The sequence below is a fragment of the Kocuria sp. cx-455 genome, from assembly GCF_057707085.1.
Window position 1 is genome coordinate 1 of sequence record NZ_JBYIPM010000001.1, and the last position, 23,901, is coordinate 23,901.

Below are 23,901 nucleotides of genomic sequence, written 5' to 3' on the forward strand. Positions count from 1 at the left end.
TGATTGGTGGTATCGAACTTTGTACTCAAATAAACTTCTCCATAACCTTCTCGAATTGTAAGTCGGTTTCCAGAGAATTCATAGTCCTATAAATGATTCGAGTGCACGAGTTCATTTTGTCGTACGGTTAGTATAGGTCGACCCGCGCGATCTTGGAAGTTCATATTCAAGACTAAATTTCCGTGGATCATTTCGAAGTCGACAAGGCTATGTCCGTCGATTTTAATTGCACTTGTCTGACCCCCGTCTATAGCTACTGTGTTTCCACCAGCGATGATCTCGGCCTGGTCGCGCGAATAATATAGAGGATGGGGAGAGGTGTGGTTCCTTGTTTTATTGAACGGTTCTTGGTTTTGTTCAAGAACCTTTTTGACGGGTAACTGTTTGCGTGTTTTTAGGTCATGGTGAGTGCCGCATAGTAGTGTAATGTTATCAGCTTCATGTCTTTTAGTTGCACTATATTCACGGATGTGGTCATAGTGATAAACGGGAAGTCCGCAAAATATACACCCGAATCCACAGCGTTGACGAACTTCCCGCTTTATTTTACTTGGTAATGTGCGTCGGTTCCTTGTCATCAGTACTTCTCCGGATCCCGCGGCAACTCCGCCGAGTGGTCGAATTCGTCCCGCTGGCTGACCTTGCCCTCCCGGTCGATCAGGGTGATCGCCTGGGACGACCCGCGCTGGGAACCGCCCGTAATCTCTGCGCCGGAGTCGGCCACCACGTTGATCAGTACCACCGTGGAGCTCACGTGCACGTTGTCCAACAGCACGCTGTTGCGGACCACGGCGCCGGCCTCGATCACGCAGTTCTGGCCGATCACCGAGTGCTCCACCGTGCCGGCCACGCGTGCGCCGGGGGCGACGTAGGAGTTGGTGACCGCGGCGGCGTCGTTGACGAAACCTGGCAGGAGCGGAACCTGGCCGGTCCAGATGGGCCAGTTCGGATCGTCAAGGGAGGCGCCGTTGCCGTCGATCAACTGCATCTGTGCGGTCCAGTAGGACTGCACCGTGCCCAGGTCCATCCAGTAACCCGGGTGACGGTGCTCGAACACTGTGTGGTGGTCCACGAAGTAGGGGATCAGATCCTCGCCGTAGTCGGCGAGCTGACCGAGTTCGTCCTGCAGAGTGTCCAGAGCGGTGAGCAGTTTCTCGGTAGTGAAGAGGAACATCTCACCGGCCACGATCTGGCTGGGCGGGTCCTCGGGCTTGTAAGCGAACGAAGTCACCGCACCGGACTCGTCGGAGGTGACCACGCTGTACCGCGAGGTGTCCTCGGTCACGTGAGTGGTGACCAAGGTCAGATCCGCGCGTTTGGCCAGGTGGGTGTCGATCACGTCGAGGAAATCCACCGTGTACAGGTGGTCGGCCGAGAGCACGAGCACCAGGTCCGGATCGGCTTCGCGAATCAGTTCGGCCTGACGGTAAATCGAATCCGAATTCCCGGAAGCGAAGCCCTCGCCGTCGGAACCCTCGTACGGCGGGAGGATCTGCAACCCGCCGTGCGAGCGGTCCAGATCCCACGGGCGGCCGTTGGCGAGGTACGCGTTCAGGCTGTGGGGGAGGTACTGCTGCACCATCCACACGTCGGGAATCTGAGAGTGCGCCAGGTTGGATAGGGAGATGTCGATCAACCGGTAGGTGCCCCCCACGGGCAGGGCGGGCTTGACCACGTGATCGGTGAGCGCCCCCAGCCGCGATCCTTTTCCGCCGGCAAGAATAAGTGCGAGAACCGTGGGACGCTCCATAGTCACCCTCCTGATTGATTGTGGCTGGCCACCAGACTAACGGCACTGAAGGACGTCAGCGGATGCCGTAAAGTGGTGTCCCATGGCCTCTATTGATTTTGCAGCTGAAATTCGCGATCTGCGCTCCACCTATGCGTCCGTGGAGGCCGTCACAGACGTTGCCGCGCTCGAACGGGAAATCGCCGAGCTCTCGCAGGAGGCCACGGCCCCGGATCTCTGGGACGACCAGGACCGCGCGCAAAAGGTCACGTCGCGGCTGTCGCACAAGCAGTCCAAGATGGACCGGCTCAAGAAGCTCAATGAGCGCATCGATGACCTGGAGGTCATGGTGGAGTTGGCCGAGGAGGAAGACGACCAGGACACCCGCGACAGTGCGGTAGAAGAGCTCGAGTCCATCCGCAAGGCGCTGGGCCAGCTCGAGATCCAGACCCTGTTGGCCGGCGAGTACGACGAGCGTGAGGCCGTTGTCACCATCCGCTCCGGCGCCGGTGGTGTGGATGCCGCCGACTTCGCGGAAATCCTCATGCGCATGTACCTGCGGTGGGCCGAGCGTCACGGGTATCCCACCGCGGTGCTCGACACCTCCTACGCTGAAGAGGCGGGTCTGAAGTCCGCCACGTTCGAGGTCAAGGCCCCGTACGCGTTCGGCACGCTCTCGGTCGAGGCCGGCACGCACCGCCTGGTGCGCATTTCGCCCTTCGACAACCAGGGTCGCCGCCAGACCTCGTTCGCCGCGGTGGAAGTGATTCCGCTGATCGAATCCGATGACACCGTGGAGATTCCGGAGTCCGAGCTCAAGGTGGATGTGTTCCGTTCCTCGGGCCCCGGCGGTCAGTCCGTGAACACCACGGACTCCGCGGTGCGCATGACCCACATTCCCACGGGCATCGTAGTGTCCATGCAGAACGAGAAGTCGCAGATCCAGAACCGCGCCGCCGCGCTGCGCGTGCTGCAGTCCCGACTGCTGTTGCAGCGGCAGGAAGAAGCGGACGCCAAGAAGAAGGAAATGGCCGGGGACGTCAAGGCATCCTGGGGTGATCAAATGCGCTCCTACGTGCTCAACCCGTACCAGATGGTCAAGGACCTACGCACCAACTACGAAGAGGGCAATCCCTCCAACGTGTTCGACGGCGGCATCGACAAGTTCATTGACGAAGGCATCCGCTGGCGCGCGGACGCGCGCAACAACGACGAAGACTAAGGAGCTCTTTCCTCACGACGACGCCGCCCCGCCCGGCAGGTGCCCCCGGCACCCGGGCAGCGCAGCGGCATCGTCCTGGGGAGAGACCCGCTGAAGGAAGTAACGGCCCATGGCCAAGAAGAAGAACGATGACGGCCGCCAGATCGTGGCCAACAACAAGAAAGCCCGGCACGACTACAACATTTACGACACCTACGAGGCCGGCCTGGCACTCATGGGGACCGAGGTGAAGTCGCTGCGCATGGGGCGTGCGTCCCTGGTGGATGCGTTCTGCCAGTTCGACCGCGGTGGTGAGCTGTGGCTGGAACACGCGCACATCCCGGAGTACCTGCAGGGCTCGTGGACTAATCACTCGGCCCGGCGCCGCCGCAAACTGCTGCTGCACCGCTCCGAGCTGGACAAGATCGCGGGCAAGACGCGGGAGGCTGGTTATACCATCATCCCGCTGTCCCTGTACTTCGTGGACAACAAGCGCGTGAAGGTGGAGATCGCTGTGGCCCGCGGTAAGCGCGAGTACGACAAGCGCCAGACCCTGCGCGAGAAGCAGGACAACCGCGAGGCCCAGCGCGCCATGCGCTACCGCAACATGGGGGCATAAATCCCGGTATTGACGCGTTACATTTGGCAGGCGTAAGCTAATGTGTCCGCGACCGAAAGGGAGCGGGTTGGTAATTGAATACGGGGATGATCGGTTTCGACGATGTGAGTTGAGACAGGGGAAGCGGGTCGAGGATACAGAGTTATCTCGTAAACGCTCTCTGTAAAAATATAAGTGCCAAATCCAAGCGCACTGACTTCGCTCTCGCTGCGTAAGTAGCGACAGCAGTCTGGCAGCCCAGGTTCACCTTCGGCCTGGATCCTGCCATCAGCTAGAAGGTCACTGCTGCGAACGCAGGTTACGGGCGTTCGTGGGACTTTTACGTAGCTGAGTTCGGCGGCCACCTGTGTGCGGGATGGCCGGAACTGAGAAACCTATCAGCACACTGCACCCGGAGAAGCCCTGACAATACTGCATCGGACGGGGGTTCAATTCCCCCCATCTCCACCATTTGTCCTGTCTCAGGACGTTGGAAAGACCCTGAACCCTTGGTTCAGGGTCTTTTTTGTTGCTCTTGGTAGTTGCGGGTGGGGTCAATGCCTGGCCCGTCGGTAAAGCGTGACAAGACCTCGACCACTGAGTCCCTCACAGGGTTGAGCCATGGCCATTGGCGCCCAGGTCCGGGTGCCAGAACACATCGTCTTCCAACGCCAGGTAAACGTCTGCAAGGGCCGCAGGATCTTGGAACGACCGGTCCAGAAGTTCTTCGCAGCGGTGCAGCCGGTAGCGGATGCTGTTGGGGTGCACGAACATGGCTCGGGCCGTGGCCTGCACATCCATGCGGTGTCGCAACCATGCCACCAGGGTTGACTGCAATTGTGGGTGGGCTTTCAACGGGGCGATTTCTCGGGCCACCCGCGCCGCCACCTGTGGCCCCGCATGGCGGGCCTTGAGCCAGGTGGATAACCCCACCTCGTCCATGCGCACCACGTATCCGCGCCCCGGCGCCCGACGACGCTCACCCACAGCGCGCGCCGTCTCCGCCTCCTGGTAGGCACCCGGGGTGTCGGTGAGGCTGTGGAAGGGCTCGGACACCCCCACCACATGAGTGCGTCCGGCCTCATCGAGCCATCCGGTGAGCGGGGAGGCATCGGTGACCAGGGCGTGCAGCAAGGGGCGGGTGCCGAGATCGTAGTGTTCGGCGAGCACCAGACCCAATCCCAGGTCCAGACCCAGGCTCAGCAGGTCCTGGTGGCGGTGCGGATATGCCTCGACCTCGCCACCCAGAACGACGAATCGCAAGGTGTTACCCGTGGCGAACCCGTAGGGAGCGAGCTGATCCATCAGCCTGCTTTCCCGGCTGGGCTGCACTCCATTGCGCAACACGGACAGAAGAGACTGGCCGTAGTGCTGCTGATTGGTCCACGCGGCGCTGTTGATTCCGCTGATGGTGCGAAAAAGCTGAGCGCTGGCCTCCAGCGCGGGGGCAGCTACCTCCATCACGTGGCCCTCCTGCTGACTTGCCAGCGCAAGAAGGAACACATCCGGGCCGCGCGCGATGCGGCGGGTCGCGGCCGTCCACCGCCCGATTCGCAGGAAGCCGTTCTCAGGGGACACGGAGGCATGTTCGCTCCAGATAAGCCGCGCCGGGCCGGTCCCTGCGGAGTGGATGATCTTGCCCGAGAGGTCGTACACGAACGCCGCACCATGGCCGATGCGGGCGAGCTGCTCCACCACCTTATTGAGAGGGTCCGTGCCGCCAGCGGCTTGCAGCAATGCCGTGAGGATATCCGTGGAGCGCTGCAACTCGTGCAGTTCCTCGCGCTGCATGGCCAGCGCGACATACTGTTCCACCTCGTTTGTGGAGGTACTGGCGGGCACCTCCAACAACGGGAACTGGGAGCGTTCGGCCGCGCGGGCCATGGCAGGTGGTACGTGGTCCTCCGACCCGTCCAGGCAACAGACGATGGCTGCTACCTGGGCTGCCGCACACCGCGCGAGTTCCGCAGCGAGCCATGCGTCCGTTGTCTGCGCGGGGGGCCGGCCCTGCAACGACATCAGAAGGACGGCGTGGGCTTCGAGTTTCTGCGTGCCGTCTCCCCACGCGACCACCTGAGCCGCACGGACCGGCCGGTCCCGTCCGTGGTTGTTCACCGGGTGGATGCGCAGCCGGGGCGCGTCCACGAGATCCTGGACTCGCATGTTTACCCCCTTTTCGGCGCTCCTGCGCGCTAATTTTGCGCCTGGCACAAATGCGCGGCTTCAAAAATTGCACTTCTCACAATGACACGGCCAATGACCTGTATCACAGTTGAACCACCCATATTTAGAGGAGAAACCATGACTCAGGTTCGTGTAGCGGTTGATGTCGGGGGGACTTTCACCGACGTGTGCATCTTCGATGAGGACGACCGCTCGATGCGCGTCACCAAAGTCCCATCCACACCCTCCGATCCCATGATCGCCGTCATGAAAGGTGTGGAGCGGGGCGAAATCGATCTCCAGGACGTCTCATTGTTCTCTCACGGCACCACCGTGGCCACCAACGCACTCATCACGCGGAAATTCCCGGAGGCGGCCATGGTCACCACCAAGGGTTTCCGTGACGTCATCGAGATCCGCGACGGAACCAAGGACAACTTGTGGGACGCGTACGACGACGTACCGGGCCCGTACATCAAGCGGCGCGACCGCTTCGAGATCACCGAGCGCATGGACTTCGAGGGCAACGTGATAACGCCCCTGGATGAGGTCGAGGCGCAGCGGCTGGCCTCCGTGCTACGACGGCGGGGAGTTACCACCGTGGCGGTGTGCTTCATCAATTCTTTCGCCAATCCTGCGCATGAAACGCGGATGCGGGAGCTCCTCGAGGAGGAACTGCCCGGGGTGGCCATTTCCACGTCCGCGGAAATCCTCCCGGAGATTTTCGAGCACGATCGTTTCAATACGGCGGTCTCCAATGCGGTGCTTGCGCCGCTGGTGTCCGGGTACGTCAACCGCCTCAGCGATGCGCTGTCCAACGGCGGTTACGGCGGTGACCTGCTGCTCCTGCACTCCGGTGGCGGGTCCATGACCCCGCGCATGGTGGAGAGGTTCCCGGTCCGTCTGGCTGCTTCGGGGATTGCGGCGGGTGCAATTTCCGCCCAGTTCATCGCGGAGCAGTGCGGGATGCCGCACGCCGTGGGCCTGGACATGGGCGGCACCTCCACAGACATCTGCCTGGTCAACGACGGCGAGCTGCGCACCACCAAGGAGTGGCAGGTGGAGTATGGCCATCCCATCATCTTCCCCAGCATCGAGGTACTCACCATCGGGGCCGGCGGCGGATCGCTGGCGCACATCGACATTGCCGGGTCACTGCGCAATGGACCGCAGTCCGCGGGCGCGGACCCCGGCCCCGCGTGTTACGCCAACGGTGGTGAGGAACCCACCAACACGGACGCGAACATCGTGCTCAACCGCTTGGGTACCGAACTGGCGGGCGGGGCCAAGAGCCTCGACCGCGACGCGGCGTCGGCGGCAATCAACCGGGTGATCGGTGAACCCCTGGGCATGGAGACCGAGGAGGCGGCCTGCGCGGTCCTCAAGGTGGCCAACGCCAACATGGCCGACGCGGTCCGCCTGGTCTCGATCAGGCGTGGGCTGGACCCGCGGGAATTTGCGCTTGTTGCCTTCGGCGGGGCCGGTGCGTTGCACGGCGCGGACGTGGCCCGCGAGCTGGACATCCCCACCGTGATCGTTCCCCCGAATCCCGGAGTCACCTCCGCCATGGGATGCCTGCTGGTGGACATCCGCCACGACCTGTCGGAAATGTATTCCGGTCTGGTGGGGGAGATTGACCCGGAGGATCTGGAGCAGCACTTCGCCGCGCTGGAGGCGGATGCCGCCAACCGCCTGGCGCAAGAGCGGGTCAGCCCGGAGAACACCGTGCTCCAGCGCAAGATCTCCATGCGCTACCACGGTCAGTGGCGCTCCCTCATGGTGCCCATGAACAGGGGGCCGGAATCCCTGGCGGAGGCCGTGCAGACGTTCCACGAGCAGCACGAGAAGGAGTACGCGTTCCGCCAGGACGAGCAGGCGGTAGAGGTGTATCAGCTGCAGGTGACCGGCATCGGCCGCACGCCCAAGCCGTCCTTCCGCAAGGCCACCGAGTTGACCGAGGACCCCGGTGACCCGGTGACAACGCGCCCCGTGTACTTCGAGGACGGGGGTTGGCAGGACACCCCCGTTTACGAGCGTACACGGGTGCCCGCGGGGGCGCGGATCACCGGTCCGGTAATCATCTCCCAACTCGACTCCACCACCGTGGTGCCTCCCGGTACCCGAGCGGAGATCGACGAATGGCTCAACATCCGCATTCACGTGAAGGAGGCCTGACATGACCACCATCCAGACCGCACCGACCGCCAGGGCTGCCCAGGTCCCCGACTCCAAGCTGGACCCGGTCACATTCGAGGTCCTGAAGAACGCTTTTGTCACCAGCGTGGATCTGATGAGCGAGCAAATTCTGCGCACGTGCTACTCGTTCGTGATCTACTCAAGAGACTTCTCGTCCGCCCTGTGCGATGCGCACGGCAACACCGTGATGCAGGGCAGTGCGGACATCGCCGTGCATGTGGGCACTCTGCACTTCCAGTGCAAGTCCGTGCTGGAGGAGTTCGATGAGGACATCAACCCCGGGGACGTCTTCTGCGTCAACGATCCCTACCGGGGAGGAACGCACTTCAACGACGTCAGCTTCATCCGCCCCATTTTCACCGACGAGACCCTGATCGGGTTCGCGCAGAACAAGGGTCACTGGGCGGACATCGGCGGTTCCGTACCCGGCTCATTCGACGTCACCGCCAAGGATCACTTCGGTGAGGGCCTGCGCATCACGCCCGTGCGGGTGTGGCATCGCGGAGGGTTCCAGCGCGACGTCGCCCGGTTGCTCGTGGGCAACACCCGGGCCCCGGAACAGGCCATGGGAGACCTGCACGCCCAGGCCGAGGCCACTGCCGTGTGCGAACGCGAGATTCTGCGACTGGTCGAACGGTACTCCCGCCAGACCGTGGTGGCGGCCATGCAGGAGACCCAGGACTACGTGCAGCGCACCGTGCTGCGCCAGTTGGAAAACCTGCCACACGGCGAGTGGGAAACCGTGGACTACCTCGACTACGACCCCGGCAAGGAGGAAGGTCTGGTGCCCATCACCATCAAACTGACGCTTGACGGCAAGGGCATCCACTACGACCTCACGGGCTCCGCGGAGGCCGTCTCCACTTTCTTGAACTCCGGCTACGGCACCACGTTCTCCGCCATCTACGCGGGTACCAAGACATTCTTCCCGGACGTGCCCCTCAACTCCGGCTTTTACGCCGCTGTGACGGCGGACATTGGTGAGGAGGGCACCGTGGTCAACGCGGGATGGCCGCACGCGGTCACCGGTTTCTGTTCGGGGCCGTACGAAAAGTTAATGAACGGTATCTTCGAGATCTGGTCCCAGGTGATGCCTGAACGCGCCATGGCGTGCGCCTTCAATCTCGAATACCTGTTGGTGGGCGGCCGCGACGGGCGCAGCCGGGAGAAGCCATTCTTCATGTGGTACGACTGGATGGCCGGCGGCTGGGGCGGCCGCGCCACCAAAGATGGTTCCGGGGCCACCGCGCCGGTGTTCGGGGCGGGCCTGGCCGTTCAGCGCGTGGAGGGCCAGGAACGCCTCACACCCGTGCTGACCACCCATCACCAGTTGGTCACGGATTCCGGGGGACCGGGTCGGTACCGCGGTGGGGTAGGCATTGAAAAGGGCGGCGTGCTCATGGACGCCACCGACGCTGTGATGAGTTATTGCTGCGATCGTGCCCGCTCGGTCACGTGGGGCATCGCGGGTGGCCTACCGTCCATTCCGCACGGCGTGTGGGTCAACAAGGGAACCCACGAGCAGAAGTACCTGGGCTCCGTGTTCTCCTCCGTTCCCGTGCAGTCCGGTGATTCGTTCACTCGCCCGTCCGCGGGTGGTGGCGGATTCGGTGATCCGCTGGAGCGCCCCGCTGAGGAGGTGCTCGAGGACGTCATTGATGGCTACGTCTCGGTGAAACGAGCCGCTCGCGATTACGGGGTGGTCATCGTGGTGAACGACGCCGAGATCGACGACTACGAGATCGACGCCGCCGCCACGGAACGCTCCCGCACCGACATCCGCTCCTTGCGCCGCGCGTGGCTGGAGGAGGACGCCGAGGCCGTGGCCGAGCGCTACCGCGCCGGGGAGATCAACGTGATGGATGTGGTGCGTCGTCACGGGGTGATCCTCGACTGGGGGACGGGTGAGCTGTTCCCCACGACCACGGACCAGTACCGGCAGCTCATGCGCCGTCGGTCCCTGGGCGGGTGGACGTCCTGATCGGTTGATCACTCGACGAACGAGGGTGCCAGGGGTGCCGGCCTGCGGGTCGGTGCCCCTGTCGCTTCACGCGCGGGATTGCGACCGGGAGACATCGACTCGTCCCACAATTTGGGCAGTGTGCACAAACAGCAGCACACATCGAGTTATTTCGTCCAATATGTGCTGCGCGCCCCCGCCTACGCTCAAGACACAGCCCCGATCACGTGGGCGCGGCCACGTACCCCTCTTCATTAATCGGGGCGCGGCCCGCGCACCAGCACGGCATCAGCGAGAGGACGACTATGACGAACGACCAGGTCAAAGCACCGGGTGAGGTTCCTGGGCGCACCACAACGGTTCGCGGGGCGGTCCTGGAGACCGTCGGGGCAGAGCATCCCTACGCAAACAGTAAACCCATTCGCATGGCCGATCTTGACCTGGACTCTCCCGGCCCGGGAGAGATCCTCGTGCGGATCGAAGCCGCCGGTGTGTGTCATTCCGATCTGTCCGTGGTGGACGGCAACCGCCCGCGCCCGGTGCCCATGCTGCTGGGGCACGAGGCCGCCGGAATCGTGGCGGAACTGGGCCAGGGCGTGGAAGAGATCTCCGTGGGCGAGCGCGTGGTCATGACGTTCCTCCCGCGGTGCGGTGAGTGCGAGGGTTGTCGCTCCCACGGGAAGACCCCGTGTGAAGTGGGAACCGCGTCCAATGGTGAGGGCGCGCTGCTGGGTGGTGCCCGCAGGTTGACTCGCGACGGGCACACCGTGAACCACCACCTGGGGGTGTCCGGCTTTGCCACGCACGCGGTGGTGTCCCGCAGATCGGTAGTTCCCGTGGGTGCGGACGTCCCCCCACATGTCGCGGCCCTGCTGGGGTGCGCGCTGCTCACCGGCGGCGGTGCGGTGCTCAACGTGGCCAAACCGGAGCCGTCGTCCCGTGTGGCCGTGGTAGGCCTCGGTGGCGTGGGCATGGCCGCTGTGATCACGGCCCTTGCCACGGGGGTCGAGCACGTGGTGGGTATCGACACACTGTCCGACAAGCTCGATTCCGCGCGTCAGCTCGGAGCCACGGATGCCATGACTTCGGAAGAGGCCTTGGAGCGGGGAGAGACGTTCGACGCCGTTATCGAGGCCGCCGGACATCCCCGGGCGTTCGAGACCGCGGTCAAGCTCACCGCTCCGGGAGGGGTGACGGTCACGGTGGGACTGCCCGCCCCCGGCCAGCCGGCGAGCATCGACCCCCTGGCGCTCACCGCCGAGGCGCGGACCATCGTGGGCAGCTACCTCGGCTCCGCCGTTCCGGAACACGACATTCCGGTGTACGAGCAGTTGTGGCGCTCCGGGAAGTTGGCCGTGGAGGGGCTCATTTCGGACACCATCCCGCTGGAGGACATCAACCGCGCCATGGACATGCTCCATAGTGGCCAGGCGCTGCGCCAAATCATCACTTTTTCCTAACTCACTGCCTTTCGGACGGAGACAACCTCATGACTTCCACACAGCACCACGTGTACAGCGCCATCATCATCGGTGCCGGTTTCGGCGGTCTGGGCCAGGGCGCCCAGTTCATGCAGGACGGCGTGGACGACTTCCTGATCCTCGAACGCGGCGACGACCTGGGCGGGGTGTGGCGCGAGAACACCTACCCCGGTGCCGCGTGCGACACCCAGGCCGTGATCTATTGCTTCAGCTATTTCCTCAACTTGAAGGTGTCGCGCATGTTCGCGGGGCAGGAGGAACTCCAGGGGTACCTGCGTGAACTGTCGGAGAAGTTCGGCCTCGGGGATCATTTGCGGTTCGGCCAGAACGTCACCGACGCCCAATGGGACGAGGACCGGCTCGTGTGGTCGGTGCGCACCGCCGATGGCTCGCAGTACCTGGCGCGCTCGGTCGTAGCCGCATGGGGTCAGCTCAACGAACCGAACATTCCGGACTTCCCGGGAGCGGAGACGTTTCAGGGGGTGGCTTTCCATTCCGCGCAATGGCGCCACGATGTGGACCTCACCGGCAAGCGGGTGGCGTCCATCGGGTCCGCTGCCACGGCGGTGCAGTACGTTCCCGAGGCGGCCAAGACGGCATCGCAGTTGGCCGTGTTCCAGCGCTCGGCCAACTACATCCTTCCCCGTGATCAGCGCGTGTTCACCGAGGAGGAGACCGCGCGTTTCCTCGCAGACCCGGATTCCTACCGTGAACTGCGTCGGGGCATCCACGAGGTGCGGGAAGCGGGCTTCGAGCGGACACGCACCCACACGGTGGCCAACGAGGAGGGTGTGGAACTTGCGCGTCAGCACCGGGAAGCCCAGGTGGCGGACCCGAGGTTGCGCGCCAAGCTGACCCCGGACTATGACTACGGCTGCAAGCGCATCCTGCGCAGCGACGATTTCTACCCCGCCCTCACCCGCGAGAACGTGGAACTCCTCACCGAGCGGATCGCGGAGATCACGCCGTCCGGCATTCGCACCGAGGACGGGGTGGAGCGTGAGTTCGACGTGATCGTGTACGCCACCGGGTTCAAGAGTCACGCATTCCAGGGGTCCACCCGCGTGGTGGGCCGCGAGGGCCTCACCCTGGATCAGCGGTGGGGTAACGCCCCGGAGGCTTACCTCGGTATTGCCGTGGACAATTTTCCCAACCTGTTCCTGGTCTACGGCCCGAACACCAACCTCAACCACAACTCGGTGGTGTCCATGTTGGAGCCGCAACACCGTTACATCTCCCAGGCCGTGGAGTACCTCACCGAGGATTCCTCGCGGGCCCTGGAAGTGGACCGCGACGTGTTGGAGCGGTTCACCGCGTACCTTCAAGAGGAGCTGGAAAAATCTGCCTTCACCTCCGAATGTTCCTCGTGGTACAAGAACGAGGACGGCCGAGTGATCAACAACTGGTCCGGGACCGTGGAGGAATACCGGGTGGAGACCAGCGAATTGCGGTTGGACGATTACCGTCAGCTCGTGGCGCAGGGAATTCGGCAGTGACCGCCCTGGACGAGTTCAGCGGCAGGCCCGTGGCAGCGGACGCCGTGGAGGTTCTCGAGGAGTTCCGTGCCGCCGGGGCTCGTTCGTTCCACAATTTCGACGTTGCGCAGGTGCGCGAGAGATATGAGCAGGGTTGCGCCGCGAACGGGCTGAGCGGGGATTCCCTGCACGCCGTGACCGATCATCGGGTGGGGCAGTTCGGGGTGAGGGTGTACGAGCCCCGGCCCACACGGGGGCCCACGCGCGTCACCTTGTTCTTCCACGGCGGGGGCTGGGTCATGGGAAGCCTGGACACCCACGATGGTCTATGTCGGAGGCTGGCCTCTCTCACGGGTCATCCCGTGGTGGCCGTGGACTACCGGCTCGCCCCGGAACACCGGTACCCAGCGGCGCTCGAAGACTGCCGGGAGGCACTGTACTGGTTGCTGTCGGAGGACGCCGCGCATGGCCTGACGGTGGCCTCGGTGGTGCTCGCCGGAGACAGTGCCGGCGGCCAGCTCGCGGCGGTTCTGGCCAATGAGAACGCCCGGTGCGCCGCGCCGCTGCCGCTCATCGGCCAGGTGCTCCTGTACCCGATCACGGACCTGTCGTTCGCCACCCCGTCCTACCAGCGTGTCACCGAGGGGTTTCCCCTGGTGGCGGACACGATGCGGTGGTTCGCGGACTTGTACCTCCCGGAGGGTACGGATCGGAGGGCACCCGAGCTCAGCCCCGCGTTCGCCGCATTGCGGCCCGGCTCGCCCCCGGCGTACGTGGTCACGGTGGACAACGATCCGCTCGCGGACGAGGGTGCGCGGTATGCCGCGGCCCTGGCGCAGGCGGGTACCGCGGTGTGTTTCCGCCACCTGAGCGGGTACGCCCACGGGCTGTTCACCTCGGCCGGCCGGATAGCCCGGGCGGGGCAGGAAGTGGAGCACATCGCTGCGTTCATCGGGGAGTGCGCCCATCGCGGACTCCCATGAGACGAATACCTGCCCTGCTGCCGCGGGGTCGTGGTCATCGCCGCCTGGTCGAGACATCGGGGTGAGCGGCGTGATGTTCCTGCGGGTCGGGACCACGGTGCGTGTCACCTTGCGTGCCGTGCCCGCGCAGCGCCAACCACAGGGGCGCAAAGACGTCCGGATCATCCAGGTTCACGCCCAGCAGCGACTGCACCACCCCTATCCGGTGCCGCACGGAATTGCGGTGCACACCCAGGCTGCGGGACGCGTTCTCCCAATTGCCGCGGTGGCGTAGGTACTCGGTGACGGTTCCGACCAGATCGGCGCGAGGATGGGCGGCCAGCGTGTCCACCCACTTGTGGGCTTGCGCATCGTGACCGCCGCCCGTGCTCACCAGTGACCCGGCGGGGGCATGGCGCAGTGCCTGCCTCACGGCCGGCACCGTCGCGGCCACCTCCGATAGGGACACCGGTTCACTGAGGGCACCCACCAACTCCCCGGGGGCGTCCGCGAGGGGTGTGGGGAAGGCATCCGATGTGCGCCGGGCCGGGGTGGCGGGAAGCACCAGATACACCGCTCCCGCCTCCTCATGTCGCAGCAGACAGGACGTCAAGGTGGAGTCCAGCTCGGGGAGTTCGGCCTCGCGACGCAATGACGGCGCCGCGCGCGCGAGCAGCGCGACGTCGTCGCCCGGTTGCATCCGCAATCCCAACAGGCGCACCCGCGAGGGCAGATCCTGCAGCCCGAGGTCCTCGGAGAGCATGCGGGCCGCTTCGGGCTGCCCGTGCAGCAGCAGTTTGGCGACCGAGGCGGCAAGGGTTCCCGTGGCATTGGACGCCACCTCACGTTGCTTGGCCTTGATCGCCAACAGCGTGCACACGGTCACGATCACCTGACGGTCCGCCGCTGTGAGGGCGCGCCCCGGACCCATGGCCAAGAACCCGTGGATGCGGTCACTCGTGGCGATGGGGTACTCCACCACGGGTTGCCCGTTCAGTTCGAACGTGGCGGCAGAGTGTGGCCCCAAACGAAGAAATCTGAGGGTGTCGGCGCGCAGCAGTGGAATCCACGACTCGGCGGCGGCGGGCCAGTACGTCTCCGCCCCTGAGTCGGTCGGCAGGTACGCCGCCCACCCGCCGAGAGCTTGTGCGAGCCCGCGCACCACGGCGGAGATGGCGTCCGGGCGCATGGCCGCCCGCGCCAGCGCGGTCTGGGTGCCCAGACTGCCCATGAGATCCGCCTGATCGCTTCGCGCGGACAGACCCCAGAAGGCGCGAGAGACATTCTGAAACGGTACGCCGTCGGGAACCGTGAGGAGGTCGATGTTCGCCCCCTCGCACGCATGGCTCACGTACGCGGGGACCTGGGTGAGCCATGGACCCAGGCCGATCCCCAGCGCGGGGACCCCTTTGGTCCGCAACCGAGCCACGTACGCCTCGGTGGCCGCGGGGGTGCTGCCAAGCGGCATTCCCGTGGTCAGCAGCAGCTCCCCACCCTCGAGATAGGGGGTGGGGTCCTCCAGCTCAGAGACGTGCACACCGCTGATTCGGCGCGAGGTCAGCGCCCGACCCCCGACCGAGACCAAATGGGAGCCGAGTTCCGTGCTGAGCTCAAGGAGAGACACCATAGACACATCATCCGATATTTCGACACATTGTGGTAGAAATGCTCAATGACGGACCCGGTCCGCGCCCGTAGCGTGAGCAGTATGACCGAGATAACGGAAACCACCACCCTGCCCCAGTCCCGCCACCTGGCCACCACCGTACCCGGCCCGCGGTCCCAACAGCTGCATGCCGAGCGATTGGCCCAGGTCAGCGACGGGTTCGGCCTGGTGTTTCCGGTGTTCGTGGATCGCGCGGACGGCGGCATCATCCAGGACGTGGACGGCAACCGGCTGATCGACTTCGCCTCGGGTATCGCCGTGACCAGCGTGGGCGCGGCCAATCCTCGCGTGCGCCAACGCGTGGCCGCGCAGTTGGAACGGTTCACCCACACGTGTTTCATGGTCACCGAGTACGAATCGTTCACGCAGGTCTGTCGCTGGCTCAACGAGCACACTCCCGGCGATTTCGACAAGCGCACGGCTTTGTTCTCCACCGGCGCCGAAGCCGTGGAGAACGCCGTGAAGATTGCCCGCTCGGCCACGGGCCGTCCCAACGTGCTGGTATTCGACGAGGCATACCACGGGCGCAGCCTGCTGACCATGGCGATGACGGCCAAGGAGAACCCCTACCGTCTCAACTTCGGTCCCCTCCCGGAGGAAATCGTGCGTGCGGCATCCGCCAACCCGTTGCGCCCCGCTGTCGCCGGGGACGACCTCGCGGCCACCGCGCTCGCGTCCGTGGAAGCCACCCTGGCCGAGCGCGGGGCCGAGACATTCGCCGCCATGGTCATCGAACCGATTCAGAGTGAGGGCGGATTTATTGTCCCCGCCCCGGGCTTCCTCGCGGGGTTACGTCGCATTGCCGATCAGTACGGGATCGTGCTGGTCATCGACGAGATCCAAGCCGGAATGGGCCGCACGGGTATGCTCTACGCGAGTGAGCACGAAGGCATCGCCGGAGACATCACCCTCTCCGCCAAGGCGCTGGCCGACGGGCTTCCCCTGTCCGCTGTGACCGGGCGGGCCGAGCTCATGAACGCCGTGCACACCGGCGGCCTGGGCGGCACCTACGCCGGTAACCCCCTGGCATGCGAGGCGGCGCTCGCGGTGTTCGAAGAGTTCGAGGACGGCTCACTGCTGGCCAATGCCCGCACCATCGAGGCAGGGGCTCGGGACACGCTGGAAGCCCTCGTCACGGAGACCGCCATCGTGGCGCAGTTCCGGGGGCGCGGCGCCATGCTCGCGCTGGAATTCGCGGACGCGGGAACTCTGGAGCCGCGCCCGGACCTGGCTCGAACGATCTCCGCCGCCTGCCACTCCCGTGGCGTGCTGACTCTGACGTGCGGTACCCACGGCAATGTGATCCGTTTGCTACCACCCCTGGTCATTGAGGAGGAACTGCTGCGCGACGGTCTGGAGGTTCTGCGCGGAGCAGTTCTCGAGGCGCAGGCGACCGCGCGCACGCCCGTGGGCGTGGCAGCCGCACCCTGATGTGTGTTCCGCCGCATCTCACACGCTGAGAGAAAACGGGCGTGTGTAACCCCGGAACCCATCGGCACCCTGTGGAAGACTTGGCTCCAGAACCCACAAACAGCCAACTAGACAGACAGGTAATTGCATCCATGAGCGATCGTCCTAACGAGCCGCAGTCCGGTTCTTCCTCCGCCGCCGGACACACCTCGGGCAACAACCAGCCCGAGTACGGTCAGCGCGTGGAGGGCAACGACCAGGGCTTCGGTCACAACGCCTACGACCGGTCGCAGCAGAACTACGGTTCGCAGCAGCCCGACTACGGCCAGTACGGCGGCAACCAGGGTCAGCAAGGCTACGGCAATCAGCCGCAGTACGGTGATCAGCAGTACGGCTATGACCAGTACAACAACCAGGGCCATCAGGGCTACGGCAACCAGGGCTACGGTAACGACCAGTACGGCAACCAGGCTTACGGACCCGGCGGAGCGAACAACCCCACGTACTACCAGAACGATTACAACCAGCAGCCTTACGGCAACCAGAACTACTACGGCAACGCCAAGCCCGCGGGTTCCGGTCTGGGCGTCGCGTCCCTGGTCCTGGGCATCATCGGCATCCTGACCTTCTGGTTCTTGGGGATTGGTGGCCTGATTGGTCTGGTCGGTCTGATTCTCGGCATCGTGGGGCTGTCCAAGCTCAAGAAGACCCCGGGAGCCTCCAAGGCGCTGCCGATCGTGGGTATCGTGCTTTCTATCCTGGCGATCATCGGCGGCATCATCATGGCGGTCCTGTTCTTCTGGGCCTTCGACATGGTCAGCGATTGCATCCCGCTGATCGACTCCGCCTCCCAGACCGCGTACGAACAGTGCGTTCAGGACGCCGTCAATCAGAACATGGGTATCAACAGCTAACGCACCTGCCCCAGCATCGTGCCCCGCACGGTCGGCGACGCCGCTGCGCGCGGGCGCCTCGGCCGCCCGGGGCACGAGGTGGTCAAGGGCAGTGATTAAATTTTCGGTGCTCGTCAAGCCAGACGCTAGGGCGTCTCTCGTGTGCCCAGAATATCCAGAGCGGCGTCGTGAAGCACTCCGTTACTGGCGATCGCGTTGGCGCCGAACGGACCGTCCTGGCCCTTGAGTGAGGTGAAGCGGCCGCCGGCCTCGGTGACGATGGGCACCAAGGCGGCCATGTCGTAGAGGTTGAGCTCGGGTTCGCACGCGATGTCCACTGCGCCCTCGGCCACCAGGCAGTAGGACCAGAAGTCACCGTACGCGCGCGTGCGCCACACGGAATCGGTCAGCTCGATGAACTGTTCGCGCACGCCCAGATCCCGCCAGCCGGTCAAGGACGAGTAGGACAGGGACGCGTCCGAGAGCTGATTCACCGAGGACACGGACAGCCGCGTGGCCTGGGACAACGAGCGCCCGGTGAACGCACCGGATCCCGCGGCGGCCCACCAGCGTCGATTCAGGGCAGGTGCGGAAACCACGCCGGCCACCACTTGATCGTCCTCGACCAGCCCGATGAGCGTGGCCCACACGGGCACGCCGCGCACAAAGTTCTTGGTGCCGTCGATCGGGTCGATCACCCATTTCCGGGAACCGGATCCGGTGGTGCCGAACTCTTCGCCGATCACGGCATCGCGGTTACGCACTCGGCCCAGCTGGGAACGGATCACCGATTCGGCCTCGCGGTCCGCGTCCGTGACGGGGGTGAGATCGGGTTTGGTCTCCACGTGGAGGTCCTGGGCTTTGAACCGACGCATGGTCAGCCCGTCCACAGAGTCGGCCAGAATGTGCGCGAGACGGAGATCATCCGTGTAAGTGCTGGGTGGTCGCATGATCTCTACGTTATCGCTTGTCCCAGGTGCTTTTCGTCGGTGCCCGCCTGTGTTTCCCCGCGCGAGGCGGCCAGCAGCCTGCGCAGCGACTCCAGCCTCAGGGGTGCAGCCGGGGAGGCCTCGGGGCGGTGCACCCACGCGTCCAGCGCGCAACCGGGGGAGTCCTGGGTATGCAGACAGCCGCGCGGGCAGTCCGCGGTGGCTGGGACGAGGTCCGTGAACGAGTTGATGAGTTCTTCCTCGCTCACGTGGGCCAGACCGAGTGAGCGAATGCCGGGGGTGTCGATGACCCACGTTCCGGGGGAGGTGTTCGGCATGCGCAGGGCTCGAGCGGAAGAAGATGTGTGGCGGCCACGGCCGGTCACGTCGTTGACGCCGCCGGTGGCCCGTTCCGAGCCCGTGAGCGCGTTGACCAGCGTTGATTTCCCCACGCCGGAGGGGCCCAGGAATACGCTGATGTGCCCGTCCAAGATGGTGCGGAGCCGGCCGACGGATTCCTCCGAGATCGCCAGGGATTCCTCGTGCACTCCCGCGGTCGGGCGGCCACCCAGAGCATCCGAGGGCTCGGTCGAGACGGTCTGAACGTCCAGCGCTTCCACATAGGTGAGGAACGCGGCCGGGTCCTTGAGGTCGGTCTTGGTCATGCAGATCACGGGGGTGATGCCGGCGTCCGACGCCGCCGCGAGACCACGGTCCACAAAACCGGTGCGGGGCGTGGGGGACTCCGTGGCCAGAACCAGCAGCAGCCGGTCCGCGTTGGCCACAATCACACGTTCCACGGGGTCGGTGTCGTCCGCGCTGCGGCGCAGGACCGTGGCGCGCGGTTCAATGCGCACAATCCGGGCGAGTGTGTCGGGGGCGCCACTGGCATCGCCCACGACCCCCACTTGGTCGCCGGGGACAATGGGGTTGCGGCGCAATTCCTTGGCGCGGATGCACACCACGGTGCGCTGATCGGTGCTGTACTCATTGACCACGCACGTGTAGCGGCCACGGTCCACGGCGATCACCCGGGCCACCACGGCATCCTCGTGGGTGGGGCGCTGTTTGGTGCGGGGGCGTGAGCCCTTTTTGTTGGCTCGCACTCGGACATCGGACTCGTCCCACTGCCGATGGACGCTGCGATTACGCGCCATGGCTGACCAGGGTGGTCCACATCCGGGAGAAATCGGGCAGCGTCTTGGCGGTGGTGCCGATATTCTCCACGCTCACGTCCGCTACGCGCAGCCCGATGATGGCGCCCGCGGTGGCCATGCGGTGATCGTCGTAGCTGTGGAACAGCCCGCCGTGCAGGGGCGCGGGCTTGATGATGAGCCCGTCCTCCGTCTCCATGACGTTGCCGCCCAGCAGGTTGATCTCGGTGCGCAGGGCCGCGAGACGATCTGTTTCGTGGCCGCGCAGATGTGCAATGCCCCGCAGCTGCGATGGGCCGGTGGCCAGCGCACACATGGCGGCCACGGTGGGGGCGAGCTCGCCGGCCTCGGACAGATTCAGGTCCACGCCGTTGAGCTGGGCCGGGCCGGTTGCGCTCAGCACACCGCCCGCGAGGTCAACGGTGCCGCCGAACTGCGGCAGGATCGAGCGCCAGTGATCGCCGCCCTGGGTGGTGCGGGAGGGCCAGTCCGGGATGCTCACGGTGCCTCCGGTGACCATGGCCGCGGCCAGGAACGGGCCCGCATTGGAGAGGTCCGGTTCCACGGTGACGTCCAAACCGGGCATCCGAGTGGGTTCGACCCGCCATTCGGTGTCACTGATGTGGGTGGCCTCCACACCGGCCTCCCGCAGCACCTCCACGGTCATGGCCACGTGGGGCAGGGACGGGACCCCGGCGCCGTCGGACTCGTGCTTGAGCACCACGGGGGCGTCGAAGCGCACGGCGGCCAGCATGAGGGCGGAGACGAATTGTGAGGAGCCGCTCGCGTCGATGCGCACGGTGCCGCCACGGACGCCACCGGTTCCCGAGACGGTGAGCGGCAGGGTGCCGCGGCCCTCGTCCTCGACCGTGACACCCAGGTCGCGCAGGCCTTGGATCACGGGACCCATGGGGCGCACTCGGGCGTGGGGATCGCCGTCGAACGTGGTGTCCGCATTGAGAAGAGCCGCGACCGGCGGCACGAAACGCATGACCGTGCCCGCCAAGCCACAATCAATGTGGTGGGGCTCAGGGCGACGGACATCGGCGGCGGGGCCTCGGGGTATGGGGGTAATGCTCAGATCCGCGCCGAAGGGCCCGGGCACCCCGGTCGGTTCGATGACCGCACCCAACTGCTGGAGGGCGGCGATCATGAGCTGGCTGTCACGTGAATACAACGGCTTGCGCACCACCGATCCCTCGGAAGCCAGGGCCGCCAGGACCAGGTACCGATTGGTGAGCGATTTGGAACCGGGAATGGCCACGGATCCGCTCACCGGACGATCGCCCGTAAAGGGTGCGGCCCAGTGGGGATCGGTGGGCGGCAAGCCGTTGCGCGTAGTCACTGTGCTGGCCGGACCTTAGTGGCTGACCGCGTCCTGGACGGCCTTCTCGGCCTGGGCGAACTTTTTCTTGGTGTCCTTGGACACCTTGGCGGCGTTCTTACGAACGTCGTCCGCAAGGTGGCTTGCACGCCACGCGAGCGAAGGATTACCGGCGGTGTCCACGGAGGCGATCATCACGGCACCGACCAACGAGAGGTTCTTGAACACGTTGCTGCGGCGCTGGGACGTGCCCTCCTTGGTGGAGGCATCCGCGGACTGGTACTGCACGAACCCGTTGATGGCGGTGGTCCCGAGCAGCACCGATGCCGACAGGCGGGGGAGCTTGCTCAGCGCAAGGGCGGAGGCGGCCAGTACCTGGGCCGCGGCAATGCCCTGGGCCACCTGGGCGCGGTTTGCGGTCACGGGGCGGACCTGCGGCAGCACCTGCTCCACCTGCTTCAGGACCGGGTCCAGCTTCTCGGCGGCGGCCGAGGAGTTACGGAATGCTTCAACGCCGCCGGCAATGTAACCGGTGGCGAGCAGGGGACGGGCGAGACGACGAACGATGCTCATGGTTCCTCCTATTGATCCCGGCATTTCCGGGAGGGCACGTCCTTCATCCTAACGGGGCGCCGCTGACCAACGCACGGGAATAGTGCGGCGGGTTCCCCGTGTTATTCACCAGTAGACAGCAAGCGCCACGCATCGGGCCCATATCCCGTATTGACCACGCGGCCCACGGAAGGCAGGTAAAGCATGATCGCCACCGCCCCGACCGTAGACTGGGCCGTGATGAAAGAACATGAAGAGCTTGAGCCGCGGGCACAGGACACCGCCGAGCCGGTGGACGTCAGCCAAGAAACCACACAACAGCGCCGCGAACGGTTTGAACGCGACGCCATGCAATATGTGGATCAGCTGTACGCCGCTGCGCTGCGCATGGCCCGTAACCCCGCCGATGCCGAGGACCTCGTCCAGGAGGCCTACACCAAGGCGTTCTCAGCGTTCCATCAGTACAAGCCCGGGACAAACCTGAAGGCGTGGCTGTACCGGATTCTGACCAATACCTACATCAACCTGTACCGCAAACGGCAGCGCGAACCGCGCCAGGCCAACACGGACACGGTGGAGGATTGGCAGTTGCACCGGGCCGAATCCCACACGTCCAAGGGGCTGCGATCGGCGGAGGCCGAAGCCCTGGACCATCTACCGGATTCCGACGTGAAGCGGGCGCTGCAAGAGCTCCCCGAGGAGTTCCGACTCGCCGTGTATTTCTCCGATGTCGAAGGCTTCGCCTACAAGGAGATCTCCGAGATCATGGATACGCCCATCGGCACCGTGATGTCTCGACTGCACCGAGGTCGCAAGCTACTTCGGGAGAAACTGGCCGACTACGCCACCGAGCGAGGGTTTGACACCTCCCAGGGGACCAAAAAGTCCAAGGGCGAGACAACATCGAAGGACAGAGGCTGAAGCAATGGCTGATAACGACTGCCAGAACGGCTGCACCGACGAGCGCATCCGTCGCATTTACGAATACCTTGACGGTGCCCTGACCAAGGAGGATCTCGAGGAGATCCACGCGCACCTCACGGACTGCCCCGAATGCGAGCGGGAGTACAACCTGGAGTGCGTGATCCGCACGGTGATCAAGCGATCCTGCACAGAGACTGCCCCCGCGCAGCTCAAACAGTCGATCCTCACGCGCATTGACGCGCAATGCAGCGGTCACCCGGCGGCCTAGCTCCTACACCTGCCGCCGCCTACGCTTTCACGGCAGAGCGGCAACGCAGCCGCGGGCCACGGTAGAGCCCGGCATTGTCACGTGGACACACAACAACGCCCGCAACCTTGCCGGTTGCGGGCGTTGTTCATGTTGCACAGAACTCAAGAATTGGGCCGCTTGCCGCGGTTTGCAGAGTTCTTGCGACGGTCCTTGCGCTTACGTCCACGCTTGCTCATGGTGTACCTCCTGCGTTGATTCGTCTGGGCACCGTCCGCCAGTATCTCACACCGTGACGTGTAGTCCGAGTTGTCCGGCTGGTGCGGTCCGAGGGCGGTTGCGATCTATCGGGGTTCGGGCAGGTTCAACCAGTTGTACCAACCGCGGTGGAGCACCAGCCAGGCCATCAAACCGTAGCCGGCCTGTCCGGGGTGACCGTGGTTGGCGGCCAGGTCCTTGCGCCACTGTTCGTGGTGCTGCAGTGGGTTGAACGTGTCCACATACACGTGCTGCCGGCGGGTGGTCACGTCACCGAAAGCCGCGGAGAGATCAGCGATCCTGCGGTTGCGTTCCGGGTCCAGCGTGGGCGGGGGACCCACCACCAGCACCTTGATGTTGTTCTGGGTGGCCTGATCCACGATATTGGCCATGTTCAACCGCGAACGGGCCGAGGTGATGTCCAGCTCCACGTCCATGGCCGAGGGGGCGATCACCAAACGGTTGTCGCACGTGGAATCGAAACGGCGGGAAGCTTCGTCGAACCAGCGTTCGTTGAGGGACTCGCTGCCCTCGCCGGGCGCCGCCAGGTTGTAGGCGTCCACGGGCGCGATGTCCCGCGGGGTACGCGCCAGCACTCGACCGAACCAGCCCAGGGCACGGGGGTCTTCCACACCGGCTAGCAGTTCGTCACCGACGGCCACAATGCGGATCCTGCGTTGGTCCACTATTCCTCTTCCTTTGCTCATAACGTGTCTCGGTGGCCACCGTAAACCACGATGGCCACCGAGGGGAAAACGTGTCCGCCGCGACCCCGATCT

The 23,901-nt window shown here is 64.8% G+C and carries 20 protein-coding genes and 1 other RNA gene; 12 read left to right on the plus strand and 9 right to left on the minus strand.

Annotated elements, in window-relative coordinates; genetic code table 11:
- Positions 1–577: 577 nt before the first annotated feature.
- A complete protein-coding gene (locus AC3ENJ_RS00005; RefSeq protein ID WP_431812659.1) occupies positions 578–1,750 on the minus strand; it encodes a glucose-1-phosphate adenylyltransferase family protein in 1,173 nt (390 codons plus the stop codon).
- An 82-nt stretch (positions 1,751–1,832) separates the two neighbouring features.
- Here AC3ENJ_RS00005 and prfB point away from each other — a divergent pair, with 82 nt between their 5' ends.
- From prfB to ssrA, 3 genes are all read left to right on the plus strand, one after another.
- The gene (gene prfB / locus AC3ENJ_RS00010) at positions 1,833–2,951 is read left to right on the plus strand and encodes a peptide chain release factor 2 (protein ID WP_431812660.1); all 1,119 of its coding nucleotides are present in this window, start codon (positions 1,833–1,835) and stop codon (positions 2,949–2,951) included.
- A 109-nt stretch (positions 2,952–3,060) separates the two neighbouring features.
- The gene (gene smpB, locus AC3ENJ_RS00015; RefSeq protein WP_190780086.1) at positions 3,061–3,549 is read left to right on the plus strand and encodes an SsrA-binding protein SmpB; all 489 of its coding nucleotides are present in this window, start codon (positions 3,061–3,063) and stop codon (positions 3,547–3,549) included.
- An 82-nt stretch (positions 3,550–3,631) separates the two neighbouring features.
- Positions 3,632–3,999, plus strand: a transfer-messenger RNA (tmRNA) gene (ssrA, locus tag AC3ENJ_RS00020).
- 135 nt (positions 4,000–4,134) lie between these two features.
- Here the strand turns inward: ssrA and AC3ENJ_RS00025 are convergent.
- Entirely contained in the window at positions 4,135–5,691 is a 1,557-nt protein-coding gene (locus AC3ENJ_RS00025; protein WP_431812661.1) for a PucR family transcriptional regulator, read from the minus strand.
- A 138-nt stretch (positions 5,692–5,829) separates the two neighbouring features.
- Here AC3ENJ_RS00025 and AC3ENJ_RS00030 point away from each other — a divergent pair, with 138 nt between their 5' ends.
- From AC3ENJ_RS00030 to AC3ENJ_RS00050, 5 genes are all read left to right on the plus strand, one after another.
- Positions 5,830–7,866 carry a hydantoinase/oxoprolinase family protein gene (locus tag AC3ENJ_RS00030; RefSeq protein ID WP_431812662.1) on the plus strand — a complete coding sequence of 679 codons (2,037 nt, stop codon included), beginning with the start codon at positions 5,830–5,832 and terminating at the stop codon, positions 7,864–7,866.
- A gap of 1 nt (position 7,867) precedes the next feature.
- Positions 7,868–9,868 carry a hydantoinase B/oxoprolinase family protein gene (locus AC3ENJ_RS00035; protein ID WP_431812663.1) on the plus strand — a complete coding sequence of 667 codons (2,001 nt, stop codon included), beginning with the start codon at positions 7,868–7,870 and terminating at the stop codon, positions 9,866–9,868.
- Positions 9,869–10,272: 404 nt separating this feature from the next.
- Positions 10,273–11,307, plus strand: a complete 1,035-nt coding sequence (locus AC3ENJ_RS00040; RefSeq protein WP_431812664.1) for an alcohol dehydrogenase catalytic domain-containing protein — start codon at positions 10,273–10,275, stop codon at positions 11,305–11,307.
- 29 nt (positions 11,308–11,336) lie between these two features.
- Complete coding sequence (locus AC3ENJ_RS00045; RefSeq protein WP_431812665.1) at positions 11,337–12,824, plus strand: flavin-containing monooxygenase; 1,488 nt, start codon at positions 11,337–11,339, stop codon at positions 12,822–12,824.
- Positions 12,821–13,786, plus strand: a complete 966-nt coding sequence (locus AC3ENJ_RS00050) for an alpha/beta hydrolase (protein ID WP_431812666.1) — start codon at positions 12,821–12,823, stop codon at positions 13,784–13,786. The genes AC3ENJ_RS00045 and AC3ENJ_RS00050 overlap by 4 nt, the downstream gene beginning before the upstream one ends.
- Positions 13,787–13,820: 34 nt before the next feature.
- Here the strand turns inward: AC3ENJ_RS00050 and AC3ENJ_RS00055 are convergent, their stop codons facing one another.
- Positions 13,821–15,392 carry a PucR family transcriptional regulator ligand-binding domain-containing protein gene (locus tag AC3ENJ_RS00055; RefSeq protein ID WP_431812667.1) on the minus strand — a complete coding sequence of 524 codons (1,572 nt, stop codon included), beginning with the start codon at positions 15,390–15,392 and terminating at the stop codon, positions 13,821–13,823.
- An 81-nt stretch (positions 15,393–15,473) separates the two neighbouring features.
- On the opposite strand from AC3ENJ_RS00055, the gene AC3ENJ_RS00060 reads away from it, so the two are divergent.
- Together AC3ENJ_RS00060 and AC3ENJ_RS00065 are read left to right on the plus strand one after the other, a co-directional pair.
- On the plus strand, positions 15,474–16,862 hold the full coding sequence (locus AC3ENJ_RS00060; RefSeq protein ID WP_431812668.1) for an aminotransferase class III-fold pyridoxal phosphate-dependent enzyme: 1,389 nt from the start codon (positions 15,474–15,476) through the stop codon (positions 16,860–16,862).
- Positions 16,863–16,993: 131 nt separating this feature from the next.
- Entirely contained in the window at positions 16,994–17,755 is a 762-nt protein-coding gene (locus AC3ENJ_RS00065; protein ID WP_431812669.1) for a hypothetical protein, read from the plus strand.
- 125 nt (positions 17,756–17,880) lie between these two features.
- Here the strand turns inward: AC3ENJ_RS00065 and hisN are convergent, their stop codons facing one another.
- From hisN to AC3ENJ_RS00085, 4 genes are read right to left on the minus strand one after another with little or no spacing between them, the layout of a single operon-like run.
- Positions 17,881–18,684, minus strand: coding sequence for a histidinol-phosphatase (gene hisN, locus AC3ENJ_RS00070; protein WP_190780095.1), 804 nt, complete (start codon positions 18,682–18,684; stop codon positions 17,881–17,883).
- A gap of 5 nt (positions 18,685–18,689) precedes the next feature.
- Positions 18,690–19,820, minus strand: coding sequence for a ribosome small subunit-dependent GTPase A (rsgA, locus tag AC3ENJ_RS00075; protein ID WP_190780096.1), 1,131 nt, complete (start codon positions 19,818–19,820; stop codon positions 18,690–18,692).
- A complete protein-coding gene (gene aroA, locus AC3ENJ_RS00080) occupies positions 19,810–21,162 on the minus strand; it encodes a 3-phosphoshikimate 1-carboxyvinyltransferase (RefSeq protein WP_431812670.1) in 1,353 nt (450 codons plus the stop codon). Before aroA ends, rsgA begins: the two co-directional genes overlap by 11 nt.
- Before the next feature lie 15 nt (positions 21,163–21,177).
- Positions 21,178–21,714 (minus strand): hypothetical protein, encoded by a 537-nt coding sequence (locus AC3ENJ_RS00085; RefSeq protein ID WP_431812671.1) that lies wholly within the window; start codon positions 21,712–21,714, stop codon positions 21,178–21,180.
- Between the two features lie 219 nt (positions 21,715–21,933).
- Between AC3ENJ_RS00085 and AC3ENJ_RS00090 the strand changes: the two genes are divergently transcribed.
- Both AC3ENJ_RS00090 and rsrA read left to right on the plus strand, forming a co-directional pair.
- A complete protein-coding gene (locus AC3ENJ_RS00090) occupies positions 21,934–22,614 on the plus strand; it encodes a sigma-70 family RNA polymerase sigma factor (protein WP_431812672.1) in 681 nt (226 codons plus the stop codon).
- Between the two features lie 4 nt (positions 22,615–22,618).
- Entirely contained in the window at positions 22,619–22,885 is a 267-nt protein-coding gene (rsrA, locus tag AC3ENJ_RS00095; protein WP_190780100.1) for a mycothiol system anti-sigma-R factor, read from the plus strand.
- 143 nt (positions 22,886–23,028) lie between these two features.
- Here rsrA and AC3ENJ_RS00100 read toward each other — a convergent pair whose 3' ends face one another.
- The gene (locus AC3ENJ_RS00100) at positions 23,029–23,103 is read right to left on the minus strand and encodes a 50S ribosomal protein bL37 (protein WP_098054049.1); all 75 of its coding nucleotides are present in this window, start codon (positions 23,101–23,103) and stop codon (positions 23,029–23,031) included.
- A 105-nt stretch (positions 23,104–23,208) separates the two neighbouring features.
- Entirely contained in the window at positions 23,209–23,808 is a 600-nt protein-coding gene (locus AC3ENJ_RS00105; protein WP_190780101.1) for a GDSL-type esterase/lipase family protein, read from the minus strand.
- Positions 23,809–23,901: the final 93 nt, after the last annotated feature.

Bases quoted from the DNA above. Each gene is read 5' to 3' on its own strand.
- AC3ENJ_RS00005 (WP_431812659.1), bottom strand. From the start codon at position 1,750: ATGGAGCGTCCCACGGTTCTCGCACTTATTCTTGCCGGCGGAAAAGGA.
- prfB (WP_431812660.1), top strand. From the start codon at position 1,833: ATGGCCTCTATTGATTTTGCAGCTGAAATTCGCGATCTGCGCTCCACC.
- smpB (WP_190780086.1), top strand. From the start codon at position 3,061: ATGGCCAAGAAGAAGAACGATGACGGCCGCCAGATCGTGGCCAACAAC.
- AC3ENJ_RS00025 (WP_431812661.1), bottom strand. From the start codon at position 5,691: ATGCGAGTCCAGGATCTCGTGGACGCGCCCCGGCTGCGCATCCACCCG.
- AC3ENJ_RS00030 (WP_431812662.1), top strand. From the start codon at position 5,830: ATGACTCAGGTTCGTGTAGCGGTTGATGTCGGGGGGACTTTCACCGAC.
- AC3ENJ_RS00035 (WP_431812663.1), top strand. From the start codon at position 7,868: ATGACCACCATCCAGACCGCACCGACCGCCAGGGCTGCCCAGGTCCCC.
- AC3ENJ_RS00040 (WP_431812664.1), top strand. From the start codon at position 10,273: ATGGCCGATCTTGACCTGGACTCTCCCGGCCCGGGAGAGATCCTCGTG.
- AC3ENJ_RS00045 (WP_431812665.1), top strand. From the start codon at position 11,337: ATGACTTCCACACAGCACCACGTGTACAGCGCCATCATCATCGGTGCC.
- AC3ENJ_RS00055 (WP_431812667.1), bottom strand. From the start codon at position 15,392: ATGGTGTCTCTCCTTGAGCTCAGCACGGAACTCGGCTCCCATTTGGTC.
- AC3ENJ_RS00060 (WP_431812668.1), top strand. From the start codon at position 15,474: ATGACCGAGATAACGGAAACCACCACCCTGCCCCAGTCCCGCCACCTG.
- AC3ENJ_RS00065 (WP_431812669.1), top strand. From the start codon at position 16,994: ATGAGCGATCGTCCTAACGAGCCGCAGTCCGGTTCTTCCTCCGCCGCC.
- hisN (WP_190780095.1), bottom strand. From the start codon at position 18,684: ATGCGACCACCCAGCACTTACACGGATGATCTCCGTCTCGCGCACATT.
- rsgA (WP_190780096.1), bottom strand. From the start codon at position 19,820: ATGGCGCGTAATCGCAGCGTCCATCGGCAGTGGGACGAGTCCGATGTC.
- AC3ENJ_RS00085 (WP_431812671.1), bottom strand. From the start codon at position 21,714: ATGAGCATCGTTCGTCGTCTCGCCCGTCCCCTGCTCGCCACCGGTTAC.
- AC3ENJ_RS00090 (WP_431812672.1), top strand. From the start codon at position 21,934: ATGAAAGAACATGAAGAGCTTGAGCCGCGGGCACAGGACACCGCCGAG.
- rsrA (WP_190780100.1), top strand. From the start codon at position 22,619: ATGGCTGATAACGACTGCCAGAACGGCTGCACCGACGAGCGCATCCGT.